At 62.9% G+C, this 21,924-nt stretch carries 21 protein-coding genes, 1 pseudogene and 1 riboswitch; of the genes and pseudogenes, 8 read left to right on the forward strand and 14 right to left on the reverse strand.

Going from position 1 to position 21,924, the window contains the following annotated elements; genetic code table 11:
- Positions 1 to 109 precede the first annotated feature (109 nt).
- Positions 110 to 1,096 carry an Hsp33 family molecular chaperone gene (locus tag OHD58_RS25480; protein ID WP_263806486.1) on the forward strand — a complete coding sequence of 329 codons (987 nt, stop codon included), beginning with the start codon at positions 110 to 112 and terminating at the stop codon, positions 1,094 to 1,096.
- Between the two features lie 39 nt (positions 1,097 to 1,135).
- Here OHD58_RS25480 and apaG read toward each other — a convergent pair whose 3' ends face one another.
- Positions 1,136 to 1,528: a Co2+/Mg2+ efflux protein ApaG gene (gene apaG / locus OHD58_RS25485; RefSeq protein WP_263806487.1), complete on the reverse strand. Its 393-nt coding sequence runs from the start codon at positions 1,526 to 1,528 to the stop codon at positions 1,136 to 1,138.
- A gap of 141 nt (positions 1,529 to 1,669) precedes the next feature.
- Between apaG and OHD58_RS25490 the strand changes: the two genes are divergently transcribed.
- From OHD58_RS25490 to OHD58_RS25500, 3 genes are all read left to right on the forward strand, one after another.
- The gene (locus tag OHD58_RS25490) at positions 1,670 to 2,275 is read left to right on the forward strand and encodes a CDP-alcohol phosphatidyltransferase family protein (RefSeq protein ID WP_263806488.1); all 606 of its coding nucleotides are present in this window, start codon (positions 1,670 to 1,672) and stop codon (positions 2,273 to 2,275) included.
- A 4-nt stretch (positions 2,276 to 2,279) separates the two neighbouring features.
- Entirely contained in the window at positions 2,280 to 2,603 is a 324-nt protein-coding gene (locus OHD58_RS25495) for an MmcQ/YjbR family DNA-binding protein (protein ID WP_263806489.1), read from the forward strand.
- 123 nt (positions 2,604 to 2,726) lie between these two features.
- Positions 2,727 to 3,659, forward strand: a complete 933-nt coding sequence (locus OHD58_RS25500) for a DUF6454 family protein (protein ID WP_263806491.1) — start codon at positions 2,727 to 2,729, stop codon at positions 3,657 to 3,659.
- Between the two features lie 15 nt (positions 3,660 to 3,674).
- Here OHD58_RS25500 and OHD58_RS25505 read toward each other — a convergent pair whose 3' ends face one another.
- The gene (locus OHD58_RS25505) at positions 3,675 to 4,865 is read right to left on the reverse strand and encodes an O-succinylhomoserine sulfhydrylase (protein ID WP_263806492.1); all 1,191 of its coding nucleotides are present in this window, start codon (positions 4,863 to 4,865) and stop codon (positions 3,675 to 3,677) included.
- A 55-nt stretch (positions 4,866 to 4,920) separates the two neighbouring features.
- A riboswitch (SAM riboswitch) is annotated at positions 4,921 to 4,998 on the reverse strand.
- Between the two features lie 76 nt (positions 4,999 to 5,074).
- Between OHD58_RS25505 and OHD58_RS25510 the strand changes: the two genes are divergently transcribed.
- Together OHD58_RS25510 and OHD58_RS25515 are read left to right on the forward strand one after the other, a co-directional pair.
- Positions 5,075 to 6,169 (forward strand): 2'-deoxycytidine 5'-triphosphate deaminase, encoded by a 1,095-nt coding sequence (locus tag OHD58_RS25510; protein WP_263806493.1) that lies wholly within the window; start codon positions 5,075 to 5,077, stop codon positions 6,167 to 6,169.
- A gap of 85 nt (positions 6,170 to 6,254) precedes the next feature.
- Positions 6,255 to 6,533 (forward strand): annotated as a pseudogene (locus OHD58_RS25515) (transporter substrate-binding domain-containing protein); the annotation flags it as partial.
- A 111-nt stretch (positions 6,534 to 6,644) separates the two neighbouring features.
- Here the strand turns inward: OHD58_RS25515 and OHD58_RS25520 are convergent.
- A complete protein-coding gene (locus OHD58_RS25520; protein ID WP_263806494.1) occupies positions 6,645 to 7,820 on the reverse strand; it encodes a dipeptidase in 1,176 nt (391 codons plus the stop codon).
- A gap of 305 nt (positions 7,821 to 8,125) precedes the next feature.
- The gene (locus OHD58_RS25525; protein WP_263806495.1) at positions 8,126 to 8,818 is read right to left on the reverse strand and encodes a phosphoribosyltransferase; all 693 of its coding nucleotides are present in this window, start codon (positions 8,816 to 8,818) and stop codon (positions 8,126 to 8,128) included.
- A gap of 93 nt (positions 8,819 to 8,911) precedes the next feature.
- Between OHD58_RS25525 and OHD58_RS25530 the strand changes: the two genes are divergently transcribed.
- Positions 8,912 to 10,096 (forward strand): M20 aminoacylase family protein, encoded by a 1,185-nt coding sequence (locus tag OHD58_RS25530; protein ID WP_263806496.1) that lies wholly within the window; start codon positions 8,912 to 8,914, stop codon positions 10,094 to 10,096.
- Between the two features lie 2 nt (positions 10,097 to 10,098).
- Here OHD58_RS25530 and OHD58_RS25535 read toward each other — a convergent pair whose 3' ends face one another.
- A complete protein-coding gene (locus OHD58_RS25535) occupies positions 10,099 to 11,019 on the reverse strand; it encodes a nucleoside hydrolase (RefSeq protein WP_263806497.1) in 921 nt (306 codons plus the stop codon).
- Positions 11,020 to 11,111: 92 nt separating this feature from the next.
- Here OHD58_RS25535 and OHD58_RS25540 point away from each other — a divergent pair, with 92 nt between their 5' ends.
- The gene (locus OHD58_RS25540; protein WP_263806498.1) at positions 11,112 to 12,986 is read left to right on the forward strand and encodes an adenine deaminase; all 1,875 of its coding nucleotides are present in this window, start codon (positions 11,112 to 11,114) and stop codon (positions 12,984 to 12,986) included.
- Between the two features lie 6 nt (positions 12,987 to 12,992).
- Here the strand turns inward: OHD58_RS25540 and OHD58_RS25545 are convergent, their stop codons facing one another.
- The 9 genes from OHD58_RS25545 to OHD58_RS25585 form a co-directional block, all read right to left on the reverse strand.
- A complete protein-coding gene (locus OHD58_RS25545) occupies positions 12,993 to 14,315 on the reverse strand; it encodes an amidohydrolase (RefSeq protein WP_263806499.1) in 1,323 nt (440 codons plus the stop codon).
- A complete protein-coding gene (locus OHD58_RS25550) occupies positions 14,315 to 15,382 on the reverse strand; it encodes an ABC transporter ATP-binding protein (protein ID WP_263806500.1) in 1,068 nt (355 codons plus the stop codon). Before OHD58_RS25550 ends, OHD58_RS25545 begins: the two co-directional genes overlap by 1 nt.
- A 10-nt stretch (positions 15,383 to 15,392) precedes the next feature.
- A complete protein-coding gene (locus tag OHD58_RS25555) occupies positions 15,393 to 16,181 on the reverse strand; it encodes an ABC transporter permease (RefSeq protein ID WP_263806501.1) in 789 nt (262 codons plus the stop codon).
- Positions 16,182 to 16,183: 2 nt separating this feature from the next.
- Complete coding sequence (locus OHD58_RS25560; protein WP_263806503.1) at positions 16,184 to 17,011, reverse strand: ABC transporter permease; 828 nt, start codon at positions 17,009 to 17,011, stop codon at positions 16,184 to 16,186.
- A gap of 102 nt (positions 17,012 to 17,113) precedes the next feature.
- Positions 17,114 to 18,151: an ABC transporter substrate-binding protein gene (locus OHD58_RS25565; protein WP_263806505.1), complete on the reverse strand. Its 1,038-nt coding sequence runs from the start codon at positions 18,149 to 18,151 to the stop codon at positions 17,114 to 17,116.
- A gap of 183 nt (positions 18,152 to 18,334) precedes the next feature.
- Positions 18,335 to 19,603: an ABC transporter substrate-binding protein gene (locus tag OHD58_RS25570; protein WP_263806506.1), complete on the reverse strand. Its 1,269-nt coding sequence runs from the start codon at positions 19,601 to 19,603 to the stop codon at positions 18,335 to 18,337.
- Positions 19,604 to 19,678: 75 nt separating this feature from the next.
- Positions 19,679 to 20,728: an aldo/keto reductase gene (locus OHD58_RS25575; protein ID WP_263806507.1), complete on the reverse strand. Its 1,050-nt coding sequence runs from the start codon at positions 20,726 to 20,728 to the stop codon at positions 19,679 to 19,681.
- Between the two features lie 8 nt (positions 20,729 to 20,736).
- Positions 20,737 to 21,087 carry a TIGR04076 family protein gene (locus tag OHD58_RS25580; RefSeq protein ID WP_263806508.1) on the reverse strand — a complete coding sequence of 117 codons (351 nt, stop codon included), beginning with the start codon at positions 21,085 to 21,087 and terminating at the stop codon, positions 20,737 to 20,739.
- Positions 21,088 to 21,090: 3 nt separating this feature from the next.
- Positions 21,091 to 21,801 carry a GntR family transcriptional regulator gene (locus OHD58_RS25585; RefSeq protein WP_263806539.1) on the reverse strand — a complete coding sequence of 237 codons (711 nt, stop codon included), beginning with the start codon at positions 21,799 to 21,801 and terminating at the stop codon, positions 21,091 to 21,093.
- Positions 21,802 to 21,924: the final 123 nt, after the last annotated feature.

Consider the following 21,924-nt stretch of genomic DNA (forward strand, 5'->3'; position numbering starts at 1 on the left):
CGCTTGATCCGGACGCAGGGCGTTCCTATCTCTGCGGCATCACCTTAATCTCCATTTGACACGCGCGTTTTGGGACGCATCCTGAGACGCGGGCTGCGGGAATGATCCATTGGCTGAAACAGAACGCAAACTTGGCGAATTCGGCTTTGCCGGCGACGATCACGTCGTGCCTTTCGAGGTGGCGCCGCTCGACATGCGTGGCCGGAGCGTCCAGCTCGGGCCGTTGCTCGACCAGATTCTCGAACGCCACGCCTACCCCGAGCCCGTCGCGCGCCTGCTCGCCGAAGCCATCGTGCTGACGGTGCTGCTTGGCACCTCGCTGAAATTCGAGGGCAAGTTCATCCTGCAGACCCGTTCCGACGGGCCGGTGGATATGCTGGTTGCCGATTTCTCGACGCCGAAATCGCTGCGCGCCTATGCCCGCTACGATGACGAGCGGCTGGCCGCGGCGGTCGCGGCCGGCGACGCCTCGCCGGAAAAGCTTCTGGGCAACGGCGTTCTTGCTCTCACCATCGACCAGGGCGCCCACACGCAGCGCTATCAGGGGATCGTCCAGCTTGACGGTACCTCGATGGAAGAGCTTGCGCGTATCTATTTCCGCCAGTCGGAACAAATCCCGACCGAGGTGCGCCTTGCGGTGGCCAAGATGGTGGTGCCGGGCAAGGGTGGCGGCAAGGAGCATTGGCGCGCCGGCGGCGTGATGGCGCAGTTCCTGCCCGAAGCGCCGGAGCGGTTGCGGCTGCCCGACCTGCCGGGCGGCGACGGTGAAGGACCCGACCACGACCCGACAGACAGCACCTGGCAGGAGGTGCTGGCGCTGATGGCGACGATCGAGCCTTCCGAACTGATCGACCCGACCGTCGGTTCGGAACGGCTGCTCTACCGCCTGTTCCACGAACATGGCGTGCGGGTGTTCGAAGGCGTGGAAGTCCTCGACCAGTGCTCGTGCTCGCGCGACAAGATACGCGGCATCCTCGAAGGTTTTTCGGCCGAGGAGATCGTCGAAAGCACCGAAAACGGCGCCATCAAGGTCAATTGCGAGTTCTGCTCGAAGGAATACGAATTCGATCCGGCGGAATTCGAGGCGGCGAAGTAGGTGCCTCTTTCTTCTCCCCCTTGAACGGGAAGGAGAGAGCTAATTCACCGTCCGCGTCCGGTCCGGAATGTCGAGCGAGAACGTGGGGATGGCGATGTCGAATGTCTCGCCATGCTCGTTGCGCATCGTATAGCGTCCGCTCATGATCCCCGACGGCGTCGTCAGGGGACAGCCTGATGTGTACTGGTAGCTGTCGCCCGGATTTAGCTCGGGCTGCTCACCGACCACGCCATCACCCTGCACCTCTTCGACACGTCCGGCGGCGTCGGTGATGCGCCAGTGGCGCGACAGGAGCTGCACGAAATCGTCGGACTGGTTGTCGATGGTGATCCGGTAGGCCCAGACATAGCGGTTTTCGGCCGGTTCTGAACGGTCGTCGAGATAGAAGGGCTCGACCCTCACGGCGATCTGGCGTGTCACGGTACGGTACATAGGCGACTCGCTTCGACTTTCCCGCGATTCTCCGCCCGTATGCATGCGGCGGTCAACCACCTCCATCACTATGCGCGCGATTGTGATTTCCGCGTGGCGCGATTTCGCGTCTAATCCCGGCAAGAATCCCGAGGATATCGCATGCTGGATGGCTGGACACGCGCCCGTATAGATCCGTTTCTCGACCGCCTCGCCGGCGGGCTGGCCACCACCGGCGTCTCCGCGAATTTTATCACCCTGGCTGCCTGCGGCACCGGTCTGCTTGCCGCGCTGGCGATTGCCGGCGGACATTTCTGGCTCGGGCTTGTGCTCATGCTGGCCAGCCGGCTTGGCGACGGGCTCGATGGCGCCGTAGCCAGGATCAACGGCAAGACCGATCTTGGCGGCTATCTCGACATCGTGCTCGATTTTGTCTTTTACGGCGCCATTCCGCTTGGCTTCGTGCTTGCCGATCCTGCCGCCAATGCAGTCGCGGGAGCGGTGCTGGTCTTCTCTTTCTACGTCAACGGTTCGAGTTTCCTCGCTTATGCCGTCATGGCCGAGAAGCGGAAAATGGAGACCGCCGCCCGTGGCGCGAAGTCGCTGTTTTTCACCACGGGGCTGGCGGAAGCGTCGGAAACGATCGCGGTTTTTGCGATTTTCTGCATTTTTCCGGGGTATTTTTCGGAAATCGCGTACGTTTTTTCGGCAGTTTGCCTCTATACGGCGCTGTCCCGCATGGTCCTTGCGGCTCGGACATTCGGTTGAGGCCATGGTGACGCAGGCAGAGTTCCGCGATCTTGCTTTGAGCTTCCCTGAAAGCCAGCAAAGCGGCCATTTCGACGTGATGGATTTCCGTGTCGCCAGGAAAATCTTCGCCACGCTGCGTGAAGCCGACAGCCGCGCGGTGTTGAAGCTCTCGCCGGACGAACAGCAATTACTGATGCAGACAGCGCCCGGGATGTTCGAACCGGTCAAGGGCGCTTGGGGCCTGAAGGGGTGGACACGGGTTCTTCTGGATCGGGCGGATGCGCCAACGGTTCGCCATGCCATGGCCATGGCATGGAAATCCGTGGCGCCGAAGAAGCTTTGGTGAACCAGCGGCCCACCAGAAACTTTGCCCTCAAGAGAGATGGCCGCTAGGCTAGGCCCGGGCAGTCGTCATTGTGCCGTCATGGCAATCGGCGAGTTTCGGGGCTTCCGCAAGAGGACAACTCCGATGAAACGCATCCTGGCCGCATGTCTCTTTTCGCTGTCCCTGCCTGCCGGAGCAAGTGCCCAGGAAGGGCTGACACACCGCATCGAAGCGCTGACCCGCGGAACGCAATGGCAATTGGTGGAATCGCCTGAACTGGCGTTCGACACATTCCATCCGCAAGGCTTCGCACGCGTCGGCAATTCGCTGTTCATGTCGTCGGTCGAAATCATCGAACCCACCAAGAAATTCCCGGCCCTCCAGGACGGCTTCGATCGTGATACCGGCAAGGGGGCAGGGCACCTGTTCAAGCTCGATGGAGACGGCAAGCTCGTCGGCCAGGTGAAACTCGGTGAAGGAACCGTCTATCACCCCGGCGGCATCGATTACGACGGCCGCTGGCTCTGGGTACCCGTGGCCGAATACCGGCCGAACAGCGCCTCGATCATCTATCGGGTCGACCCGGAGACGCTGGAAGCCACCGAGGTCTTCCGCTTTCCCGATCACATAGGCGGCCTCGTCTACGATCCGCAGTCGCACACCCTGCACGGGGTCAGCTGGGGGTCGCGACGCTTCTACACCTGGAAGGTCAATGAGGACGGCAGCGTTGCGGATGCGGCACGCAAGCCCGAAGACCTGCGCACCCTCAATCCCTCGCACTATGTCGACTATCAGGACTGCGCGCTGCTGGAGCCGGGCAAGGCGGCTTGCACGGGCATCACGGAATTCCGGCTGACGCCGGAGGCCGCGCCGTTTGGCCTCGGTGGCATCGACGTCGTCGACCTGAAACAGGGCAAGCCCGAATTCCAGGTCCCGGTCCAGCTATGGACTGACAAGGGCGTCGCCATCACCCGCAATCCGGTTCTCATCGAGACGACCGAAACGGGGATACGGCTGACAGCGGCGCCTGAGGACGGCCAGACCCGCCTCTTCGTCTACGAGGCAAAAGTGCCGTAGGACGAGATCCGCTAGTCAGACCGCTGCCTTGAGCGCGGCGTCGATATCCTCGATCAGGTCGTCGACGTCCTCCAGACCGACCGAAAGCCGCAGCGTACCGGGATCGATGCCGAGCTCGGCGCGCGCCTCGTCTGTCAGATTCTTGTGGGTGGTCGTCGCCGGATGGGTGATCAGGCTCTTGGCGTCTCCGAGATTGTTGGAAATGAGGATCACGTCCAGCGCGTTCGAGAAGGCGAAAGCCGATTTCTTGCCGCCCTTCAGGTCGAAGCAGATCAGGGTCGAGCCACCCTTCATCTGCCGCTTGATCACATCGGCCTGCGGATGGTCGGCGCGGCCCGGATAGATGACCCGCCCGACCGCCGAATGGTCGGCGAGGAAATCGGCGATGCGCGCGGAGCTTTCGGCCTGCTGGCGCACCCGGACCGGCAAGGTCTCGAGACCTTTCAGCAGCGTCCACGCGTTGAACGGCGAGAGGCTCGGGCCGGTATGGCGGAAATAATCGTGCAGGTTCTCGTCGATCCACTTCTTGTCCGACAGGATGACGCCGCCGAGGCAGCGGCCCTGGCCGTCGATGTGCTTGGTAGCCGAATAGACGACGACATGCGCGCCGAGTTCGAGCGGCCTCTGCTGCAGGGGTGTTGCGAACACGTTGTCGACGACAAGCCGCGCGCCGGCCTGGTTGGCGAGTTTTGCAACTGCGGCTATGTCGATCACTTCGAGTGTCGGATTGGTCGGACTTTCGAGGAAAAACAGCTTGGTGTTGGGACGGATCGCCTTTTCCCAGTTCTCGATGCGGGTGCCGTCGACCAGTGTTGCCTCAATGCCGTAGCGCGGCGCCAGCGTCTCAACCACCCAGCGGCAGGAACCGAACAGCGCGCGCGCCGCCACGATATGGTCGCCCGCTTTCAGGCTGCACAGGATCGCTGCCGTTACCGCTGCCATGCCGGACGCCGTGGCGCGGGCATCCTCGGCGCCTTCCAGCGCGCACATGCGCTTCTCGAACATGTCGACCGTCGGATTTGCGTAACGTGAATAGATGAAGCCCGGTTCATCACCCTTGAAGCGTGCTTCGGCGGCCTCGGCGCTGTCATAGACATAGCCCTGGGTGAGATACATCGCTTCCGACGTCTCGCCGAAGCCGGACCGCAGGGTGCCGGCATGGACCAGCGTGGTTTGAGGCTTCCAGTTGCGCTTCTTCTCGGTCATAGGCACCATCCAGACACAAAAAAACCGGCCGCGAAGTCGCAACCGGTCCATATGGCCTTGCGGCCCGACGGTCCTTTAGCGACTTGTTTAACGTGGCTGCAAGCCGACCGGCCAAATCACCACGGGATAACGACCCTTTAGACCCTGCACCGACTTGCGTCAATCGGGGGCATCATTAAACCTCCACGATCAAAATCGCGGAGCACCGATTGCGCAAGACCGGCATTCTTCCCGACCACGAGATCGCGGCGCTGTTCGAGGCCGGCGCGCTGACCGCCGCGCGTCCGCTCGACGGCGACCAGATCCAGCCTGCCAGCCTCGACCTGCGTCTTGGCCAGAAGGCGTGGCGGGTGCGGGCAAGTTTTCTGCCCGGGCCCGACAAGCTCGTCTCCGACAAGCTCGACCGGCTGAAGCTGCATGAGATCGACCTGACCAACGGCGCGGTGCTGGAAACCGGCTGCGTCTACATCGTGCCGCTTCTGGAGGCGCTCGCCCTGCCGGCGGAGATTTCGGCGTCCGCAAATCCGAAGAGCTCGACCGGCCGGCTCGACATCTTCACCCGCGTCATGACCGACCATGGCCACGAGTTCGACAAGATTCCGGCCGGCTACACCGGGCCGCTCTATCTGGAGGTTAGCCCGCGCACCTTTCCGATCGTCGCCCGCACCGGTTCGCGCCTGTCGCAGATACGGTTCCGCAAGGGCAATGCGCTGCTCTCCGAAAGCGAGTTGCAGGATCTGCACCGGGCCGAGATGCTGGTCGCCACCGAGCCGCCGAACATTTCCGGCGGCGGCATCGCACTGTCGATCGACCTCGGCGGCGAGAAGGGCAGCCTGGTCGGCTATCGCGGCAAGCATCACACCGGGCTCGTCGATGTCGACAAGCGCGCCGCCCACGACGTGCTCGATTTCTGGGAACCGCTCTACAACCATGGCGCTGGCGACCTGGTGCTCGATCCCGACGAATTCTACATTCTGGTCAGCCGGGAGGCGGTGCATGTGCCGCCGCTGCATGCGGCCGAGATGACGCCGTTCGACCCGCTGGTCGGCGAATTCCGCGTCCACTACGCCGGTTTCTTCGATCCGGGTTTCGGCCATTCGGCGGCCGGCGGCACCGGCAGCCGCGCCGTCCTCGAGGTGCGCAGCCATGAAGTGCCGTTCATCCTCGAGCATGGCCAGATCGTCGGCCGGCTGGTCTACGAACATATGTTGTCGCGGCCGAAGGCACTTTACGGTGCCGACCTGAAGTCGAACTACCAGGCGCAGGGTCTCAAGCTGTCGAAACACTTCCGCGCCGCCGACTGAATCTTTTCTTCGCTCGCTTGCCGGGAAAAGCCCGCCGTGCTTGGCTGTGCGGCAGAAAAGGGGCGCCAGTGCCCGGGAGAATCCGATGCAAATTTCCAAGAAACTAGTCCGGTTTGCCGCAGCAACGGCATTCGCGCTTATCGCGGGTTCAGCTTCCGCGCAGGATGCCATGAAGCTGAAGATCGGCACCGAGGGGGCCTATCCACCCTTCAACAGCCTCACCGCCGACGGCAAGCTCGTCGGTTTCGACATCGATATCGCCAATGCGCTCTGCGCGCAGATGAAGGCCGATTGCGAACTCGTCACCCAGGACTGGGACGGCATCATTCCCGCCCTGCAGGCCGGCAAGTTCGACGCCATCATAGATCGTCGCCAAATATTTCGACTTCGACATCTACGGCAGCGACTGAGATCGGCCGGTCGTCCATAATTCAACGAGGCGGGCGCCATGGTGCCCGCCTCGTTGCCATAAAGATCAGTCCGGCAGGTTTTCCATCAGGAAGCGGATCTGGTTACCGCCCATCGCCTTGCCGACATTCCCGTTGCTGAAGCCTGCGCCGAGCAGCGCCTCGGTCACCAAGACCAGGCCTGTGGCATCGAAGGGGGTCGCCACCGAGCCATCGAAATCCGAGCCGAGCGCGAGATGGTCGATGCCGATCAGGTCGGCCACGTAACGCTGCGCCCGCGCGATCGCCGTGGCGTCGGTGCCGCACACGGCCGTCTCCCAGAACCCGATGCCGATCAGCCCGCCCTTCGCCGCGATGGCGCGGAGCTGGTCGTCGTCGAGGTTGCGATTGTTGTCGCAGGTGCCCTTGACCCCGGTGTGCGACACCACCACGGGCCGCGTCACCATGGCAAGTACGTCGTTCAGTTGGGTGGCCGAGCCGTGCGACAGGTCGACGATCATCCTCCTGGCTTCCATGCGGCGGATCATCTCGCGGCCGCTCTCGGTCAGCCCGCCCTTCTCGATGCCATGCGCCGAGCCGCCCATCTCGTTGTCGAAGAAATGGGCGACAGACATCATGCGGAAACCCGCATCGAACAGCACGTCGACATTGGCGGGATCACCTTCCAGCACCTGGGCGCCTTCGATGGCGAGCAGGCCCGCGACGATGCCCGGCTCGGCCTTGCGGCGCTGCATGAAGCGCGCCAGGTCGCGTTTCGTCTTGATCAGCATGAATTTGTTTTCCGATGCCGCCGCCATCCGGTGCAGCCGCTGGGACTGGTAGAGCGCCCGCTCCTTGAGGCTGAACCACGTGCGAAACGGCCAGCGTTGCCCGATCGCCAGCAGCGTGATGTCGTCGGACTGGTCGTCATTGCGCTCGATGTTGAGGTTCGACGGCGACTTGCTGACCACCGAGAATACCTGCAGCGCGACATTGCCCTCGTCGAGGCGCGGGATATCGACATGGCCGCGCGTGCCGCGCTCAAGCAGGTCGCGTCCCCAGAGCAGCGGGTCGGCGTGCAGGTCCGCCACCTGGATGGATCGGTGCAGGTCCGCGGCGGCCCTGGAAGCGGCATAGGGCGGCGGCTGTAGCACGCCGTTCAGCGCCGCCTCAACCTGCGCCGGCAGCACGAAGAAGAAGATTCCAAGTCCCGCCACGGCCAGCAGCGCGACCACCCAAAGTCCGATTTTGACCGCCCGCCTCATACGCCCCCACTTCCGCAAGCTCTCCCGATGGAGAGCCTGTCCGGCGAAGCGATTCGCCCAAGGAAATCATGGCTGAAAGAGCGTGGAGCGGGTAGCGAACCCGCGCGATCAGTTTGGGAAGCTGACTTTATCCGTTATGTTTCAACCGCTTAGTTGTAAAACTGATACTCGATCCGATAGAAATTTATAAACGAAATCAGTGACGCTGTAAAACTCTGAAGCATCGTTTTTGGCCTCTCGATGGGAATTGGTGAACCGATCGGCCGAACTTTAGGGATGCACGTCTCACAGCTCGCTCAATCATCCTACACCGCTCGCCAAAGGTCATTTTGATCTGAGGTGAATAGCGGTGACGCCAGGGCGCTGAAAACGACATCACCAAGCATTCGGTCAAATTCGTCGAAAGGAGTTTTCCAACGTTCTCCCTGCGCCATGGCGAAGATCAAAGCGCAGGGTTGGACACCAATGTGTGCCAGCAGCCGCAGAACAGCTATCATTGAAGCACCGGAACTGATGACATCGTCCACGACTACCACGCGGCGGCCTTCGAGCAGGGGCAGGACGCGCGGATCGAGAAAGATGCGCTTGCCGTGGGCGGGGCTGGTGATCGACGATATGGATTCGGACAGCTCGTCGCGATACCAGAACTTTCGCGACGTCCCGAGCGCCACCATCCGCTTGTGCCCAAGCCGCCGCGCAACGCCGTTAGCAAGCGGTAGTCCGAGCGTCGGCACGCCGATGACGACTTCCGGCGCGAAGGGCCGCGCCAACCCGACCATCGTATCGACGAGCGCGTCCTCGACAGCAAAGCTTGCCTGGTTGATGATAAGCGACGCCACCGCCTTGCCGCCCTCGGGCAGGACGCGGATCGGCAGCGCGATCTGTCGGCCGTCTGGCAGTTGCGCGGGGTAGAGGCCGCGAAAACCATCGGCTGGGCGGGTGTCGAAAGTTCCGGCGGGATAAATCTCCTGCCAGAATTCGTGCGGAGCGAGTGGCAATGCTGGTCTCTCTGTTGCAAAAGATCGTTTCCGAGGCCGATCCGGAATCGGCTGGAATTACCATAGCCGAGTTGCAGACGGAGATCAGGAACCATGGCATCAGTCGATAACGGCATGACGGCCGGCGAACTTGAACTGCTGACAGCGCTACGGCGCGACCTCCATGCCCATCCCGAACTGGGTTTCGAGGAGGAGCGCACCAGTGCCATCGTGCGCGACACGCTTTCCGCGGCTGGGCTGGAGGTGCATTCGGGGTTAGGCAAGACTGGCGTGGTCGGCACGCTGAAGGCCGGCAACGGGCCACGCTGCATTGCGCTGCGCGCCGACATGGACGCTCTGGCAATGCCGGAACTGGCGCAAGAGCGGCCTTACAAGTCGACTGTCGACGGCAAGATGCATGCCTGCGGCCATGACGGACATACGGTGATGCTTCTGGGGGCGGCACGACGGCTTGCCCGGACCTGCAACTTTTCCGGCACGGTGCATTTTGTCTTCCAGCCAGCCGAGGAGGGCAGGGGCGGCGCCAAGGCGATGATAGACGATGGGTTCTTCCAGCGCTTTCCGGTCGACGCCGCCTATGGCCTGCACAACATGCCGGGCCTTGATCCCGACCAGATGGCGGTGGTGGCAGGTCCGCAACTTGCCTCGTCCGACCGCTGGCAGGCGGTTTTTCGAGGTATCGGCACGCACGGCGCAAAACCGCATCTCGGCCGAGACGCGGTGACGGCGGCGGGGCAGTTCCTGACCGCCATCCATACGATCGTTGCCCGCCGCGTCGATCCGCTGCAGCCGGCGGTGGTCAGCGCCTGCGCCATCCAGGCCGGCAGCTTCGAGGCGCTCAACGTCATACCGGACGAAGTGCGCGTCGGCGGCACCGCGCGCGCCTATACACTAGACGTGCGCGACCAGATTGAGACGGAGATCGGCGAGCTTGCCCGTGGCACCGCGACGATGTTCGGTATCGGCTGCGACTATCGCTATTTCCGCAATATCCCACCGGTGGTGAACGATGCGGATGCAGCGTCGCGTGCGTTGAAGGCGGCGCGTGGCGCCTTGGGTGAGGGCCGTGTGCTCACGGCTTTTCCGCCATCAACCGCAGGCGACGATTTTGCCTATTTCAGCGCTGAGGTTCCCGGGGCTTATGTGTGGCTCGGCAACGGACCGGCGGTGGACGGCGCGCTGCACCACAACAGCCACTACGACTTTAACGACGCGGCGATTGCCTCGGGCGTGGCCTTCTGGACGACGCTGGTCGAGCAGGAATTAGCGGCCGGCTGATTTCAGGCGATCAGGCGTTTGCGGAGTAGGTCGAGCGCGGCAGGCGAATTGACGGTCATGGCGACGGAGATCTCACCGGCATTCGTGTCGAAGAGCAACGCGCCGGCATCGCCGCTGTTGCCGGTGTCGACGCCGAGGCCGAATCGCTCGCAGCCGAAAAGGTCGGGCTGAAGCGCATAAAGCATCACGCATGGATCGTGCAGAGGCCGGCTTTCGCCGCCCGTCGTCGACTGAAAATAGGCGTCGATCAGTTCGGCTGATATGGTCGCTGCAGGCTTGGCGGCCGCTCGCAACGCCGAGAGATAGGCACGGTCTGCCCGCACCTTGCGCGTCACGTCGAGCGGGATCAGCGTGACCGGCTGGCCAGACGCGAAGACGATTTCCGCTGCCTCCGGGTCGGCGGCGATGTTGAATTCTGCCTTCAGCCCGATGTTGCCAGGTTCGCGTATCGCGCCGCCCATGGCGATCAACCGGCCGATTCGGCTGGCGGAGGTGGGATGCTCGGTGAGCAGGCGGGCGACGTTGGTGAGCGGCCCAAGCGCCAGAATGTCGACGGTGCCGGCAGCCTCTTCGTCGAGCAGTTGCGCCAGCCAGGCCACCGCGTCGTGCCCGGCGGGCTGGGCGATTGGCTCCGGAAAGGAAACGCCGCCCAGCCCATCGTTGCCATGAATATCGGCGGTGTCGAAACCCTTGCGCGACAACGGCGCGTTGGCGCCCGCTATAACGGGGATGTCGCTGCGGCCGGCGAGCACGAGTATGCGGCCGGCGTTGCGAGTCGTGGTGGCAATGCCGATGTTGCCGGCCACCGTGGTGATGCCGCGAATGTCGAATTCCGGCGAGTTGAGCGCAAGGAGGATCGCTACCGCGTCGTCGATGCCTGGATCGGTGTCGATGACGGTGATGCGGGATGGCTGGTGGGGCATGTCGGCGGATTCCTGATGGCGCGTCAATTCGGCTCTGGCCTCGCTTGCCATTTTCGGGTGAGAACGGGCAACCCTAAAACGGATGGAACGACTTGACCGAATCTCAGCGACTGCCCGACGACCTTCTCATCCATGCGAGCGACGAGGTGGCAATCCGCCAAGATCTCGTCCTCGTGGCGCTTGGAAAACGCGCAGCAGACCGACTGGTCAAGGTAAGGCGTCTGCTCGATGTCCACACCCGCACCTGGCACGACGATTGGGAGATCGCGATTCGTGGGCGGCGGATAGCCTGGATCGGCCCGGCAGGACAGTTTCCGGGTGAGGCGGGCGAACGCGTCGACCTCTCGCATCTGTCGGCAGTCCCAGGTTTCGGTGAGGTGCACAAGCACATCGAAAGCTCGCATCTGACGCCGGAACACGAGGCGGCTTTGGTGCTGCCGCACGGCAACACCTGGACCTGCGAGGCGAGCCACGAATTCTCCAACGTCAACGGCCCTCGCAATCTCGAATTCTGGCTGACCGCGCGCCGCCACGGCTCGCCGCTGAAGATCTTTCCGCTGCCGGGATCGGCTGTGCCGCCGACCGCCTATGAATGGGGCGGCGGCTACTACGGCTATGAGGAACAGGCGAACTTTCTCGACACCAGCGCCATGGTCCCCGGTCTTGACGAGGTCATGGACTGGCCGGCGGTGTGGAACCCTGAGAACCCGTCGCACGGGCGGCTCTGGGGCATGATCCGTGCCACCATCGAAAAGCGCGGCGTGGTCGAAGGCCATGGCGCGGGCCTGCGCGACCTTCCCTCGATCAACGGTTTCGCCGCCGCAGGGCTTGCCGCGGACCACGAGGCATGGACGCCGGAAGAGGCGTGGCACAAGCTCAGCCGCGGCATCTTCATCGAGATCCGGCCGCACACGATGCCCGAGATCATTCGCGGGCTGATGGAACGCGGCCTTGCCGACTGGTCGCAAATCGCCTTCGCCACCGATGATCGCGGCGCTAGCGACACGCTGAAGCTCGGCGCCACCGATTACAATGTGCGGCTTGCGGTCGAGAGCGGACTTGCGCCCGAAATCGCCCTCCAGTGCGTGACCATCAACCCGGCCCGCCACATGCGGCTGACGCCTTATGTCGGCAGCCTGGCGCCGGGACGTTATGCCGACATCGTGCTGCTCGACGACGTGACAACGCTGTCGATCGCCGAAGTATGGGCCGACGGAAGCTGCGTCTCTTTGGGCAAGAAATATCTAGGCGCGCTGCCGAAGATCGACTGGCCGGACTGGGCGACGAAGACGGTCAACATAGCCCGCGATCTGACCGCTGACGATTTCGCGATCAACGCCGCACCCGGCCGCTCCACAATGAAGGCCGCGCTTCTGCGGCCGTTCCATTGGGACGACTCGTTCATCGAGACGGAACTGCCGGTGGAGGATGGCGCAGTGCAGCGGGATGCCGCCCGCAACATCACCAAATTCGCCGTGGTCGACCGTTTTTCCGGCGAAGGGAAGGTGGCGAAGATGTTCTGGCTGGGATGCGGCCCGGCGACGCCGGACACCGCGGTCGGCTGCACGGTAGCACACGACAAGCACAACATCTGGGTCGTCGGCTCATCGGATGCGGCGATGGCGAAGGTCGTCAACAGCATCCGCGACAACCAGGGCGGCTGGGTGCTGGTGCGCGGCGGCGAGATTGCGGCGGAAGTGGTCTATGAGGTCGGCGGCCTGATGACGTGCCGTTCGGCCGAGCAATACGATGCCGACATGCAGAGGCTTTATGCCGAGGCGGCCAAAGTCGACTGGCTCTACGAGCCGACCTTCTCGCCGCGCTGGTTCCCCGGTTTCCCCGAACGACTGCAATTCGCGACGCTGACCTGCGCGCCATGGCGCTGGGTCCTGGTCGCACCGACCGAGGCGATCCCGCAGGGCTTTGTCAATGTGCAGACCGGGCAAAGCCACCCGGTGGTGTGGTGAGATTCGTTATCCAGCCGCGTCGATGCGGGCCATTTCGGCCTTGAACTGGCCGGCGATCTGAAGTGCGTCGCGCATCACCTTCCTGCGTTCGAGGCTCAGCACCTCGCGGCCACGCATCAGCCACTTGCCGGCCACCATGACGTCGCGCACGTCCACGGGCATCGCCGAGAACATCAGCGAGGCGTAGATGTCGTAGACCGGCTGCATGCGCGGCGCCGAAAGATCGATGCGGATCAAGTCGGCCTTCTTGCCTGGCTCCAGCGAGCCGAGCTTGCGGTCGAGGCCGAGCACGCGCGCCCCTTCGATGGTCGCCATGCGGATGACGTCCACCGCCGGCATCGGCTTGCGGCTGTGACCGAGAAGCTTCTGGAACATGGTCACCGGCGCGAACTGCGAAAACAGGTCGAGCGTGTTGCCGCTCATCGGCCCGTCGGTGGCGATGCCGACAGGGATGCCGGCCTTGCGCATCGCTTCAACCGGAGCGATGCCGCGTCCGGCCTTGGCGTTGGAGCGGGCATTGTGGGCAACGCAAACCTGAGCGTGCGCCATCTTCGCGATATCGCTCTCGTTGACATGCAGGCAGTGGGCGCAGATCAGCCCCTTGCGCAGCAGTCCGGCCTTGTCGACAACCTCGACTGGCCGCATGCCATGGTTTTTGGCGCACCACTCCATTTCCGAATCCATCTCGGCCAGATGGATCTGCACCGGCACGTCGGGATGATCTTCGGCCCAGCGGGCGACGCGGTTCATCACCGCGATGTCGGTGGAGTAGGGGGCGTGCGGGGCGATCGAAGGGATGACGCGGTCGTGGCCGGCGAATTCCGCCACCAGTTGCTCGGCCAGCGCAAAACCTTCGTCGATCGTCTTGTGGTCGGGCGGGTTGAAGTCGGCGATTGTCTGGCCGACGACGCCGCGGAAACCGGCCCTGTCGACCACCCGGCCCACCTCGGTTTCGAAATAATACATGTCGGCGACGGTGGTGACGCCGGCCTCGATCAGTTCCAGCGCGGCAAGCTCGGTCCCGACGCGCACCATTTCCGGCGTGACGAACTTGCGCTCCATGGGCAGGACGTAACGGTAGAGCCGGTCGTCGACGTCTTCGCCCAGGCCGCGGAACAGCGTCATCGCCATGTGGCAATGCGGGTTGACCATGCCGGGCATGACCAGATCGCCATCGGCATCGATAATTTCGGCGTTGGGGATTTCGGGCGCCGCTCCGGCCCCCGCCGCGACGATCGTGTCACCGTCGATGTGGACGTAGCCGTTGTCGATGACGCTCATTGCGTCGTCGATCGGCAGGATCAGGGCATTCTTGATCAGCACAAGCATCATGGATGCTCCGGCTTCAGCACGCAGCACTGGTCGGGCACCGGAACGAGTTTGGCGCCGGCGCCGATGTCGAGCGGCGGCGACAACTGTCCGTTGGCGATCAGAGCGCCGGCTTCCGTCTCGCATTGATACTGGTAAGCGCGGCCGAGATAGGTCCTGAGCCCGAGTGTCGCCGGCAAGCCCTCGACGTTCGGATCGGAGGTCACGGCGAGGCCGTCCGGCCGCGTTGCCAGCACGAAATCGTCAGGGATCGGGCCGAATTTGTCCTGGCTGAACTGCAGCGCGACGCCGCCCGGCGCTTCGGCCGTCACTTCGGCACCGGTGCGCCTGGAGACGCGCATCGGGATCAGGTTTTCGAATCCGACGAAACGGGCGACGAAGGCATTGGCCGGCCGCTGGTAGAGCACTTCCGGCGTGTCGAACTGCATGATGCGGCCGGCATTCATGATGGCGACGCGGTCGGAAATGGAAAAGGCTTCCTCCTGGTCGTGGGTGACGTAGACCGAGGTGGTGCCGTTGGCGCGCTGCAACTGCCGGATTTCGACCCGCATATCGACCCGGAGCTTGGCGTCGAGGTTTGAAAGCGGCTCGTCGAACATCAAAAGTGGCGGCTCGATCACCAGCGCACGCGCCAGCGCGACACGCTGCTTCTGGCCGCCGGACAGCGCGCCGGGTAGCCTTTCGGCAAGCTGCGCCAGGCCGACCCGATCCAGCATCTGCCTTGCGCGCTTCTCGCGCTCGGCTGCCGCCACGCCGCGCTGTTTCAGGCCGAACGCCACGTTGTCGAGCACCGAAAGATGCGGAAACAGCGCATAGTTCTGGAAGACCAGCCCGATGTCGCGCTTGTAGGCTGGCAGTTTAGTCAGGTCCTTGCCGCCGAGCCTTATCGTGCCGGCGGTCGGCTCCAGGAAACCGGCGACCAGCCTCAGCGTCGTCGTCTTGCCGCAACCGCTCGCGCCGAGCAGCGAGACCAGTTCGCCGGCGCCGACTGACAGCGACAGGTCTTCCAGAACCCTGGTGGTTCCGTAATGGGCGGTCAGGTTTTCGATGGTCAGGGGAAGCGTCATTGTTCTTGTTCTATTTGGCGAGGAAGGTGAGGCCGAGGGTGCGCTCCACGATCGCCATCACCATGATGGTCAGCAGCATCAGAAGCACGGAGACGGAAGCGATGGTGGGATCGAAGAACTGCTCGACATGGGCGAGGATCTGGATCGGCAGCGTCGATACGCCAGGACCGGTGAGGAACAGCGACGTCGAGACATCGTTGATCGAGGTGATGAAGGCCAGGATGAAGGCGGCGATGACGCCGGAGCGCACATTCGGCAGGACAATGGTGAAGAAGGTTTTGACTGGCGGGCTGCCGAGGCTGATCGCCGCTTCCTCGACGGAAAAGTCGAACGAGGCGAGGCTCGCCGAGATCACCCGCACGCAATAGGGCAGGACGATCAGTGTGTGGCCAATCAGCAAGGCAAGGAAGATCGGGGCGGAAGCGCCGACGGCAACCGACTTCAGCAGCGAGAAGCCGAAGACGATTTCCGGCACGAGGATAGGCAGCACGAACACGGTCGACAGCCAGGTGGGGAGTTGGATGCGGTAGCGGTTCAGCGCATAGGCTGCGGGAATGCCGATCAGCAGCGCAAGGCCGGTCGCCAGGAAGGCAAGTTCGAGGCTAGTGACAATGGTCCGTCGGAAGGCGCTGATCTCAAATATGTTTTCAAACCAGCGCAGGGAAAGCCCTTGCGGGGGAAAGGTCAGATACGTCGTATCGCTGACCGAGGCGCCGAAGACGATGATCAGCGGCCCGGCCAGGAAGATGTAGACCAGCACGGTGAACAGGATGAGCAGGGGATGGGTGCGGGTTGTCATGGTCAGGTCGCCATCGGGTTCAGGCGCCTGGCGATGCGGCTCATCGCCAGCACCACGCTGATGGTGATGACCACCATGATGGCGGCAATCGTCGAGGCGCCGACCCAGTCGAACGACACCATGGCGCGCTGATACATCAATGTGCCCATCACCATCTGCCGCTCGCCGCCGACCAGTTGCGGCGTCGCGTAAGAAGTGAAGGAGCCGGTGAAGACAAGCACGGCACCAACGATCAGACCCGGCACGGCAAGCGGAAAGATCACTTGACGGAAGGTTGCCGCGGGCGAGGCGCCCAGGGAAGCGGATGCCTGGACGACGTCCTCGGGGATGTTCTCCAGGACCCCGACCAGCGTCAGGATCATCAGCGGCACGAAGAGATAGACCATCGCGGCGATCACGGCGCCCTGGGTGTAGAGCATAGAGAACGGCTGGTCGGTTATCCCGACGCCGACGAGGAAATTGTTGAGGATACCGTTCTTGCCGAGCAGGATGAGGAACGCGAAGGATCGCACCACGACACCGGTCAAAAGCGGAAACACGGCTGCGATGATCAGGATGCTCTTGAGGCGGCCCGGCGACTTCGCCACCACATAGGCCGTGAGAAAGCCGACCACCAGCGAGATGGCCGTCGTGGCCAGCGAGATTTCCAGTGTCCGCCACAAGACACCGCGCCGGAAGCCGCTGTTGAAAAAGGCGTAATAGGGCGCAAGCAGGCCCTTTTCGTCGCCGAAGGTGGAGGCAATCGTTGCCGCGACTGGCAGGATGAGAAAGAGGCCGATCGCGATGGTCGCCGGCGAGGCCAGAATCCATCCGGCGTAACGTTTCTTCATTGGCAATTCCGGACGCTCATTGCGAGGTCACGGCCTTTAGCTGGAAGCCGCTGCCCTGGCAGGGCAGCGGCGCTTCTGGACGAAGCATGCGGCTTTTGGATATCACATGCCGAAGATTTCGTTCCAGCGGTCGAGCCAGTCGCTCTTGGCGGCGTTCATCTTCGAATAGTCGACCCGCTTCAGCCCGGCAACCATATCGGCGCCGTAGGTCCATTGCTTCGCCTGTTCCGGCGTGAGCTTGACCGCCGTGGCGATCGGCGCGTCGACGCCGTTCTCGGCCAGCGTCTGCTGCAGTTTCGGGTCGAGGATGAAATTGATGAACTCGTGCGCCAGTTCGACATTGGCGGCGCCCTTGGGGATATTCACCGTGTTGAGGGTGGCGATGGCGCCGTCCTTCAGGTCGGCCCAGGCGGCAGTCGGCACGGCTGCCTGAATCTGCGCGAGGGTAAAATCCTGTGCGATCGAGGTGGTGATTTCTCCGGTCGAGAACAGATTCACCAGTTCCGAGCCGGTGTTGTAATTCTTCACCACGCTGTCCTTGAGCTTGGCGATCTCCGCGAAGGCCGGCTCGGCATCTTCGAACGCATCTTTGCCGGCCTTGTCGCCGGCCACCATGACAACCATCGGTCCGGCGGTCGTGGTGATACCCGGCAGTGAAAGCTGGCCCTTCAGGTCCTCGCGCCACAGATCGGCCCATGAGGCGATCGGCGGGTTGACCTTGGCCGAATCGTAGATGATGCCGACACGACCGATCGTGTAGGCCGGCCCGAATTCACCCTGCGGTGCGCGTCCCAGTTCATAGATGCCTTCGAGATTGGGCAGCTTGGAGCGATCGACCGCCTGGAACAGGCCTTCCTCGATGCCAATCTGGGAATAGGCGTCGGTGAAATAGGCGACGTCGACACCTTCGCCGTTGCGGATCTTGATTTTATTGAGACGGTCGGCATTGTTGCCGGTTTCGAATACCAGCTTGCAGCTGCATTTTTCCTCGAAAGGCTTGACGACGAACTGATCGAGCTTGTCGCCGTTGAAACCCCACCAGGAGATGGTCAGCGTCTTTTCCTGGGCAAGGGAAGGGGTCGCGGCTGTCGCCGCGGCCAGCAAGGATGCCCCGGCAAGGGCAAGCGTCAGTTTGTTCATGTTCGCCTCTGGTAGTTTCTGGTTGGACGATTGTGGCGGCTCGACATGCGCGAGCAGCTAGTTTTAAGCAGACTATTTTTGTGCAGTGCTAGCCGCAAGCCCAAAGATTGTGCATCGCAGCGCAAGTTCGTCGCGGCTGAGCGCTGCCTGCGAACTGACACGAGATATGCCATGCCTATGGCGCTACTTTTCAAGTTCCGCCTTTAACTTCGTAACATCATCCGCGCTCATTTCGCCGATCGTCTTCACCTCTCCGGATTGGATCCGCCACAGCCGGAACGGGCCGGTGATGTCGCCATACTCGTCGAAGCTGACAGGACCGATGACGCCCTCATACTTGACCGGCTTGCCTTCCTTGATAAGTGCCAACCCCTTGGCGAACTCTTCCTTGCCGGCATGGATCGGCTCGCCTCCTTCGGCAACGACTTGCGGAATAGCCGCCTTGATTGCCGCCGCGTCGCCCTTGCCAGCCTTGGCAACGGCAAGGGCTACGATCGCACCGGCGTCGTAGGAGCGGTCAGCGGCTGGAGCGTCCGGCTTGATGCCGCTGGAGAAGCTTTCGAAATTCGCGTTGAAATATTCCGTTGAAGCCGTCTGGCTGGTGCCCGAAGACGTGCCGAAAGCGTTTTCCAGATATTGGGCGCCGACCGCCGCCACGAAATCGGACGAGTTCATGCCGTCGTTGAGCAGGAACTTCTGCGGACCACCATTGGAAATCCAGGCGCGCGCAATCGTTGCCCCGTCGACGGGATAGCTGACAAGATAAAGCGCCTCGGGTTCACCTGCCATCGCAGACGTCGCCTCCGCCGAATAGCTGGCCTGCTTTTCATTGTAGGGCGTGACCGACGTGATGACGCCGCCCAGCTTTTCATAAGCTGCCTTGAATTCACGCACCATGTTGACGCCGAAGTCGTTGTTGACATGGACGATGGCGATCTTCTTCAGGCCCTGGTCGAGTGCGAACTTTGCAGCCGCGGTTCCCTGCAGCGCGTCGGAGGTGATGGTGCGGAAGAAGACTCCGTTGGTCTTGCCGTCGCGGCCGAGTTCGGTCAGCGTCGGCGAGGACGAGGCCGGCGAGACCTGGACGACACCCGCCGGCGCGGTGACCGAGGTGAGGATGGGGATCGACACCGAGGATATGATGCCGCCAATGATGACCGGCACCTTCTTGATGTTGACGAGCTGTGTCGCCTGGTCGACCGCGACGGTGCCTTGGCTCTGGCTGTCGCGCGTGTCGGTGACAAGCTTGCAGCCGCCGACGCCGCCGGCTTCGTTGAAATCGCGGAACGCCATATCCACGGCCTTCGCGCCGGCCTGTCCGTAGGCGCCGGCCGGGCCGGTCAGTTCCATCACCATGCCGATGGTGATGTCGCAATCCGCAGCTTTGGCCGGTCCGATGGCGCCGAGCGCCAAAGCCGTAAGTGCGGTGGTCAGAAGCAAAGTCGTTTTCATTTCCATTCCCCTTTCTTGTTGTTTTGGCCGGTTCCCTGCCGGCCGGTCGTTCATGCGGATTGCGTCGAAGCCGTTTCAGGCAGCTCCCTTGTTGAGATTGTATTTCATGATCGAGCCGTGACGGCCGGTGCGGTCGCGCTCGAGGGCATAGACGTCGCGCGAAAGCGGCGTCGCCGAAGTAAGCACTGCATCGATCCGGGCCATGTCCTCCGGTGTCAGCGGGATATCTGATATTGCGAGATTTGACGGCAGGTGCGCTCGATTGCGCGCACCGACGATGACGGCCGCAACCCCCGCGCGCCGCAGCACGGCAGCGCTTGCGACCGTCGCAATATCAGTCTCGTGACGGTTCGCGATTTCCCTCAAGGTCCCGAGCAGCGACTGGAACAGGTCCCAGCCGCCGAAATCATCGATGATGAGCTTGTATTTGGTGAGAGAACGGTTTTCCAACGGCTCCCTGGGCTCGGCGACGCCCAGCCAGCGGTCGCTGAGGAAGCCGCCAGCGACGCTTCCGTAACAGAGCAGCGAAACGCCGCGCGCGGCAATCGCCGGAACCATCGTTGTTTGCGGCCGGGTGTCGAGCAGGGAGTATTGCACCTGCATCGAAACAAGCGGCACGCCGCCGTCGATAATGGCGGTCATGTGTTCGGTGTCGAAATTGGTGCCGCCGATGTTGCGGATCTTGCCGGCGCGGCGAAGCTCTTCCAGCCAATGCGCCGTATCGAACCATAGCGGCTGATCATAATCCCACCAGTGGAACTGGACGAGGTCCAACCGATCCGTCTTCAGCCGCCGCAGCGACTGGTCGATGACGCTTTCGACATTCTGCTTCCTGATGTGCGGCAGGATATCGAGGTCGGGCACGAACTTGGTGTGGACGTGGATGCGTTCAAGCGCTTCCTGGCCGCGCAGGTTGCGGTAATGCACGCGAAAGCGGCCGATCAACTCTTCGACGCCGGTGTAGATATCGGCGCAGTCAAACGTAGTTATGCCGGCGTCGGCGAACGCCGTCATGTCGGCCATGGCTTCGTCGGAGCGAATTTCACCGTGACCGCCGGCCATCTGCCAGCCGCCGCGAATGACTCGCGATATTTCATAGTCCGGCGTCAGTCGAAAATTCTCCATGTCTTTTCTCAAGCACCGGGAAGGAGAACGGCGGTGGTATCGGAATGATTGAAACGGCGCAGGCCGGTGCGGGTGATGCGCAACCGCGTCGAACAATTGGGATCGGGACAGGCGACTTCCGCATCCGTCGTCATCCAGTCGTTCTCGTGGGTGGGACGCTGCTTTGCCGCCAGCAGCGGCAGCACCGAAGCCAGCGAGTAGATGGAAAAACCCTGGCCTTCGGGCAGGAAGAGCATCTCGCCGCGCAGTTCGAAATGGTCGCCGGGTTTGGCGCCGCAATAGATAGGCCCGCCCTCGGGCGCGGTTACTTCGACCCGCAGATCGTAAAGTTCGAAGGTCTCGTCCTTGCCGTCAGCCATGGTCTACTCCTGCCCGTCGCTGTTGCCGGCGGCGGCAAGGCGGTTGCGGACGAGATCGAAGGAACGGGTGATGTCGTCGGTGAGTGCGCGCTTGGCGCCGTCCTTGTCGCCACGTTCGAGCGCCTCGATCAGCGCCCAGTGATGATGCACGGCCGGTATGCCGCGGTTCTCGTCATGGATATGGGCCGCGGCCCTGACATAGGGGCCTGACTGCAGCCACAGGCTCTCGACGATCGGGATGAGCACCGCCGACCGCGCTGCCTGGTAGATGTAGAAATGGAAAGCGTGGTTGAGCTCCGAGGTCGTGCGCGCCTTGTCGGGATCCTCGCTCTTGAACGCCGCTTCGCAGGCAAGCGTCAGCCGTCGCAATTCCTTGAAATCGTCCTTGTTGAGGTTGGGCAGCGCCAGCGCCACCAGCTGCTCCTCGATCAGCGGCCGCGCCAGCGCCAGGTCGTCCAGCCGCTCGCGGGTGACCAGCGGGACGCGCACGGAACGGTTGGGCAGCGCTTCGAGCGCCTGCTCCGAGACGAGCCGCGCAAGCGCCTCGCGCACCGGCATCGTGCTGGTCTGCAGGGTTTCCGCGAGTTCAACGATCCGCAGAACCTGGCCTGCTTCGAACACGCCGTGGATCAGCGAGCGCCGCAATTCGGCATAAACACGTTCATGCAGGGTTTCGCGCCCGACAGGTGCCAAGGCACTGCGTCGGCCTGGCATGCCTTCGTTCGACGCGGCGGCGCTGGAGCCGCGCTGGTCGGCCGATTGGAGATTGTTGGCGTTCAACGTGCAGTCCTTCGATCGCAGCCGACCCTGTTTTTCTACTTGCCATGCGCGGAAGTG

The organism is Mesorhizobium sp. ZC-5, assembly GCF_025753855.1.
GTDB lineage: Bacteria > Pseudomonadota > Alphaproteobacteria > Rhizobiales > Rhizobiaceae > Neomesorhizobium.

Bases quoted from the DNA above. Each gene is read 5' to 3' on its own strand.
- OHD58_RS25490 (WP_263806488.1), top strand. From the start codon at position 1,670: ATGCTGGATGGCTGGACACGCGCCCGTATAGATCCGTTTCTCGACCGC.
- OHD58_RS25565 (WP_263806505.1), bottom strand. From the start codon at position 18,151: ATGAACAAACTGACGCTTGCCCTTGCCGGGGCATCCTTGCTGGCCGCG.
- OHD58_RS25500 (WP_263806491.1), top strand. From the start codon at position 2,727: ATGAAACGCATCCTGGCCGCATGTCTCTTTTCGCTGTCCCTGCCTGCC.
- apaG (WP_263806487.1), bottom strand. From the start codon at position 1,528: ATGTACCGTACCGTGACACGCCAGATCGCCGTGAGGGTCGAGCCCTTC.
- OHD58_RS25570 (WP_263806506.1), bottom strand. From the start codon at position 19,603: ATGAAAACGACTTTGCTTCTGACCACCGCACTTACGGCTTTGGCGCTC.
- OHD58_RS25585 (WP_263806539.1), bottom strand. From the start codon at position 21,801: ATGCCAGGCCGACGCAGTGCCTTGGCACCTGTCGGGCGCGAAACCCTG.
- OHD58_RS25580 (WP_263806508.1), bottom strand. From the start codon at position 21,087: ATGGCTGACGGCAAGGACGAGACCTTCGAACTTTACGATCTGCGGGTC.
- OHD58_RS25495 (WP_263806489.1), top strand. From the start codon at position 2,280: ATGGTGACGCAGGCAGAGTTCCGCGATCTTGCTTTGAGCTTCCCTGAA.
- OHD58_RS25505 (WP_263806492.1), bottom strand. From the start codon at position 4,865: ATGACCGAGAAGAAGCGCAACTGGAAGCCTCAAACCACGCTGGTCCAT.
- OHD58_RS25575 (WP_263806507.1), bottom strand. From the start codon at position 20,728: ATGGAGAATTTTCGACTGACGCCGGACTATGAAATATCGCGAGTCATT.
- OHD58_RS25560 (WP_263806503.1), bottom strand. From the start codon at position 17,011: ATGAAGAAACGTTACGCCGGATGGATTCTGGCCTCGCCGGCGACCATC.
- OHD58_RS25555 (WP_263806501.1), bottom strand. From the start codon at position 16,181: ATGACAACCCGCACCCATCCCCTGCTCATCCTGTTCACCGTGCTGGTC.
- OHD58_RS25545 (WP_263806499.1), bottom strand. From the start codon at position 14,315: ATGCTTGTGCTGATCAAGAATGCCCTGATCCTGCCGATCGACGACGCA.
- OHD58_RS25535 (WP_263806497.1), bottom strand. From the start codon at position 11,019: ATGCCCCACCAGCCATCCCGCATCACCGTCATCGACACCGATCCAGGC.
- OHD58_RS25530 (WP_263806496.1), top strand. From the start codon at position 8,912: ATGGCATCAGTCGATAACGGCATGACGGCCGGCGAACTTGAACTGCTG.
- OHD58_RS25520 (WP_263806494.1), bottom strand. From the start codon at position 7,820: ATGAGGCGGGCGGTCAAAATCGGACTTTGGGTGGTCGCGCTGCTGGCC.
- OHD58_RS25550 (WP_263806500.1), bottom strand. From the start codon at position 15,382: ATGACGCTTCCCCTGACCATCGAAAACCTGACCGCCCATTACGGAACC.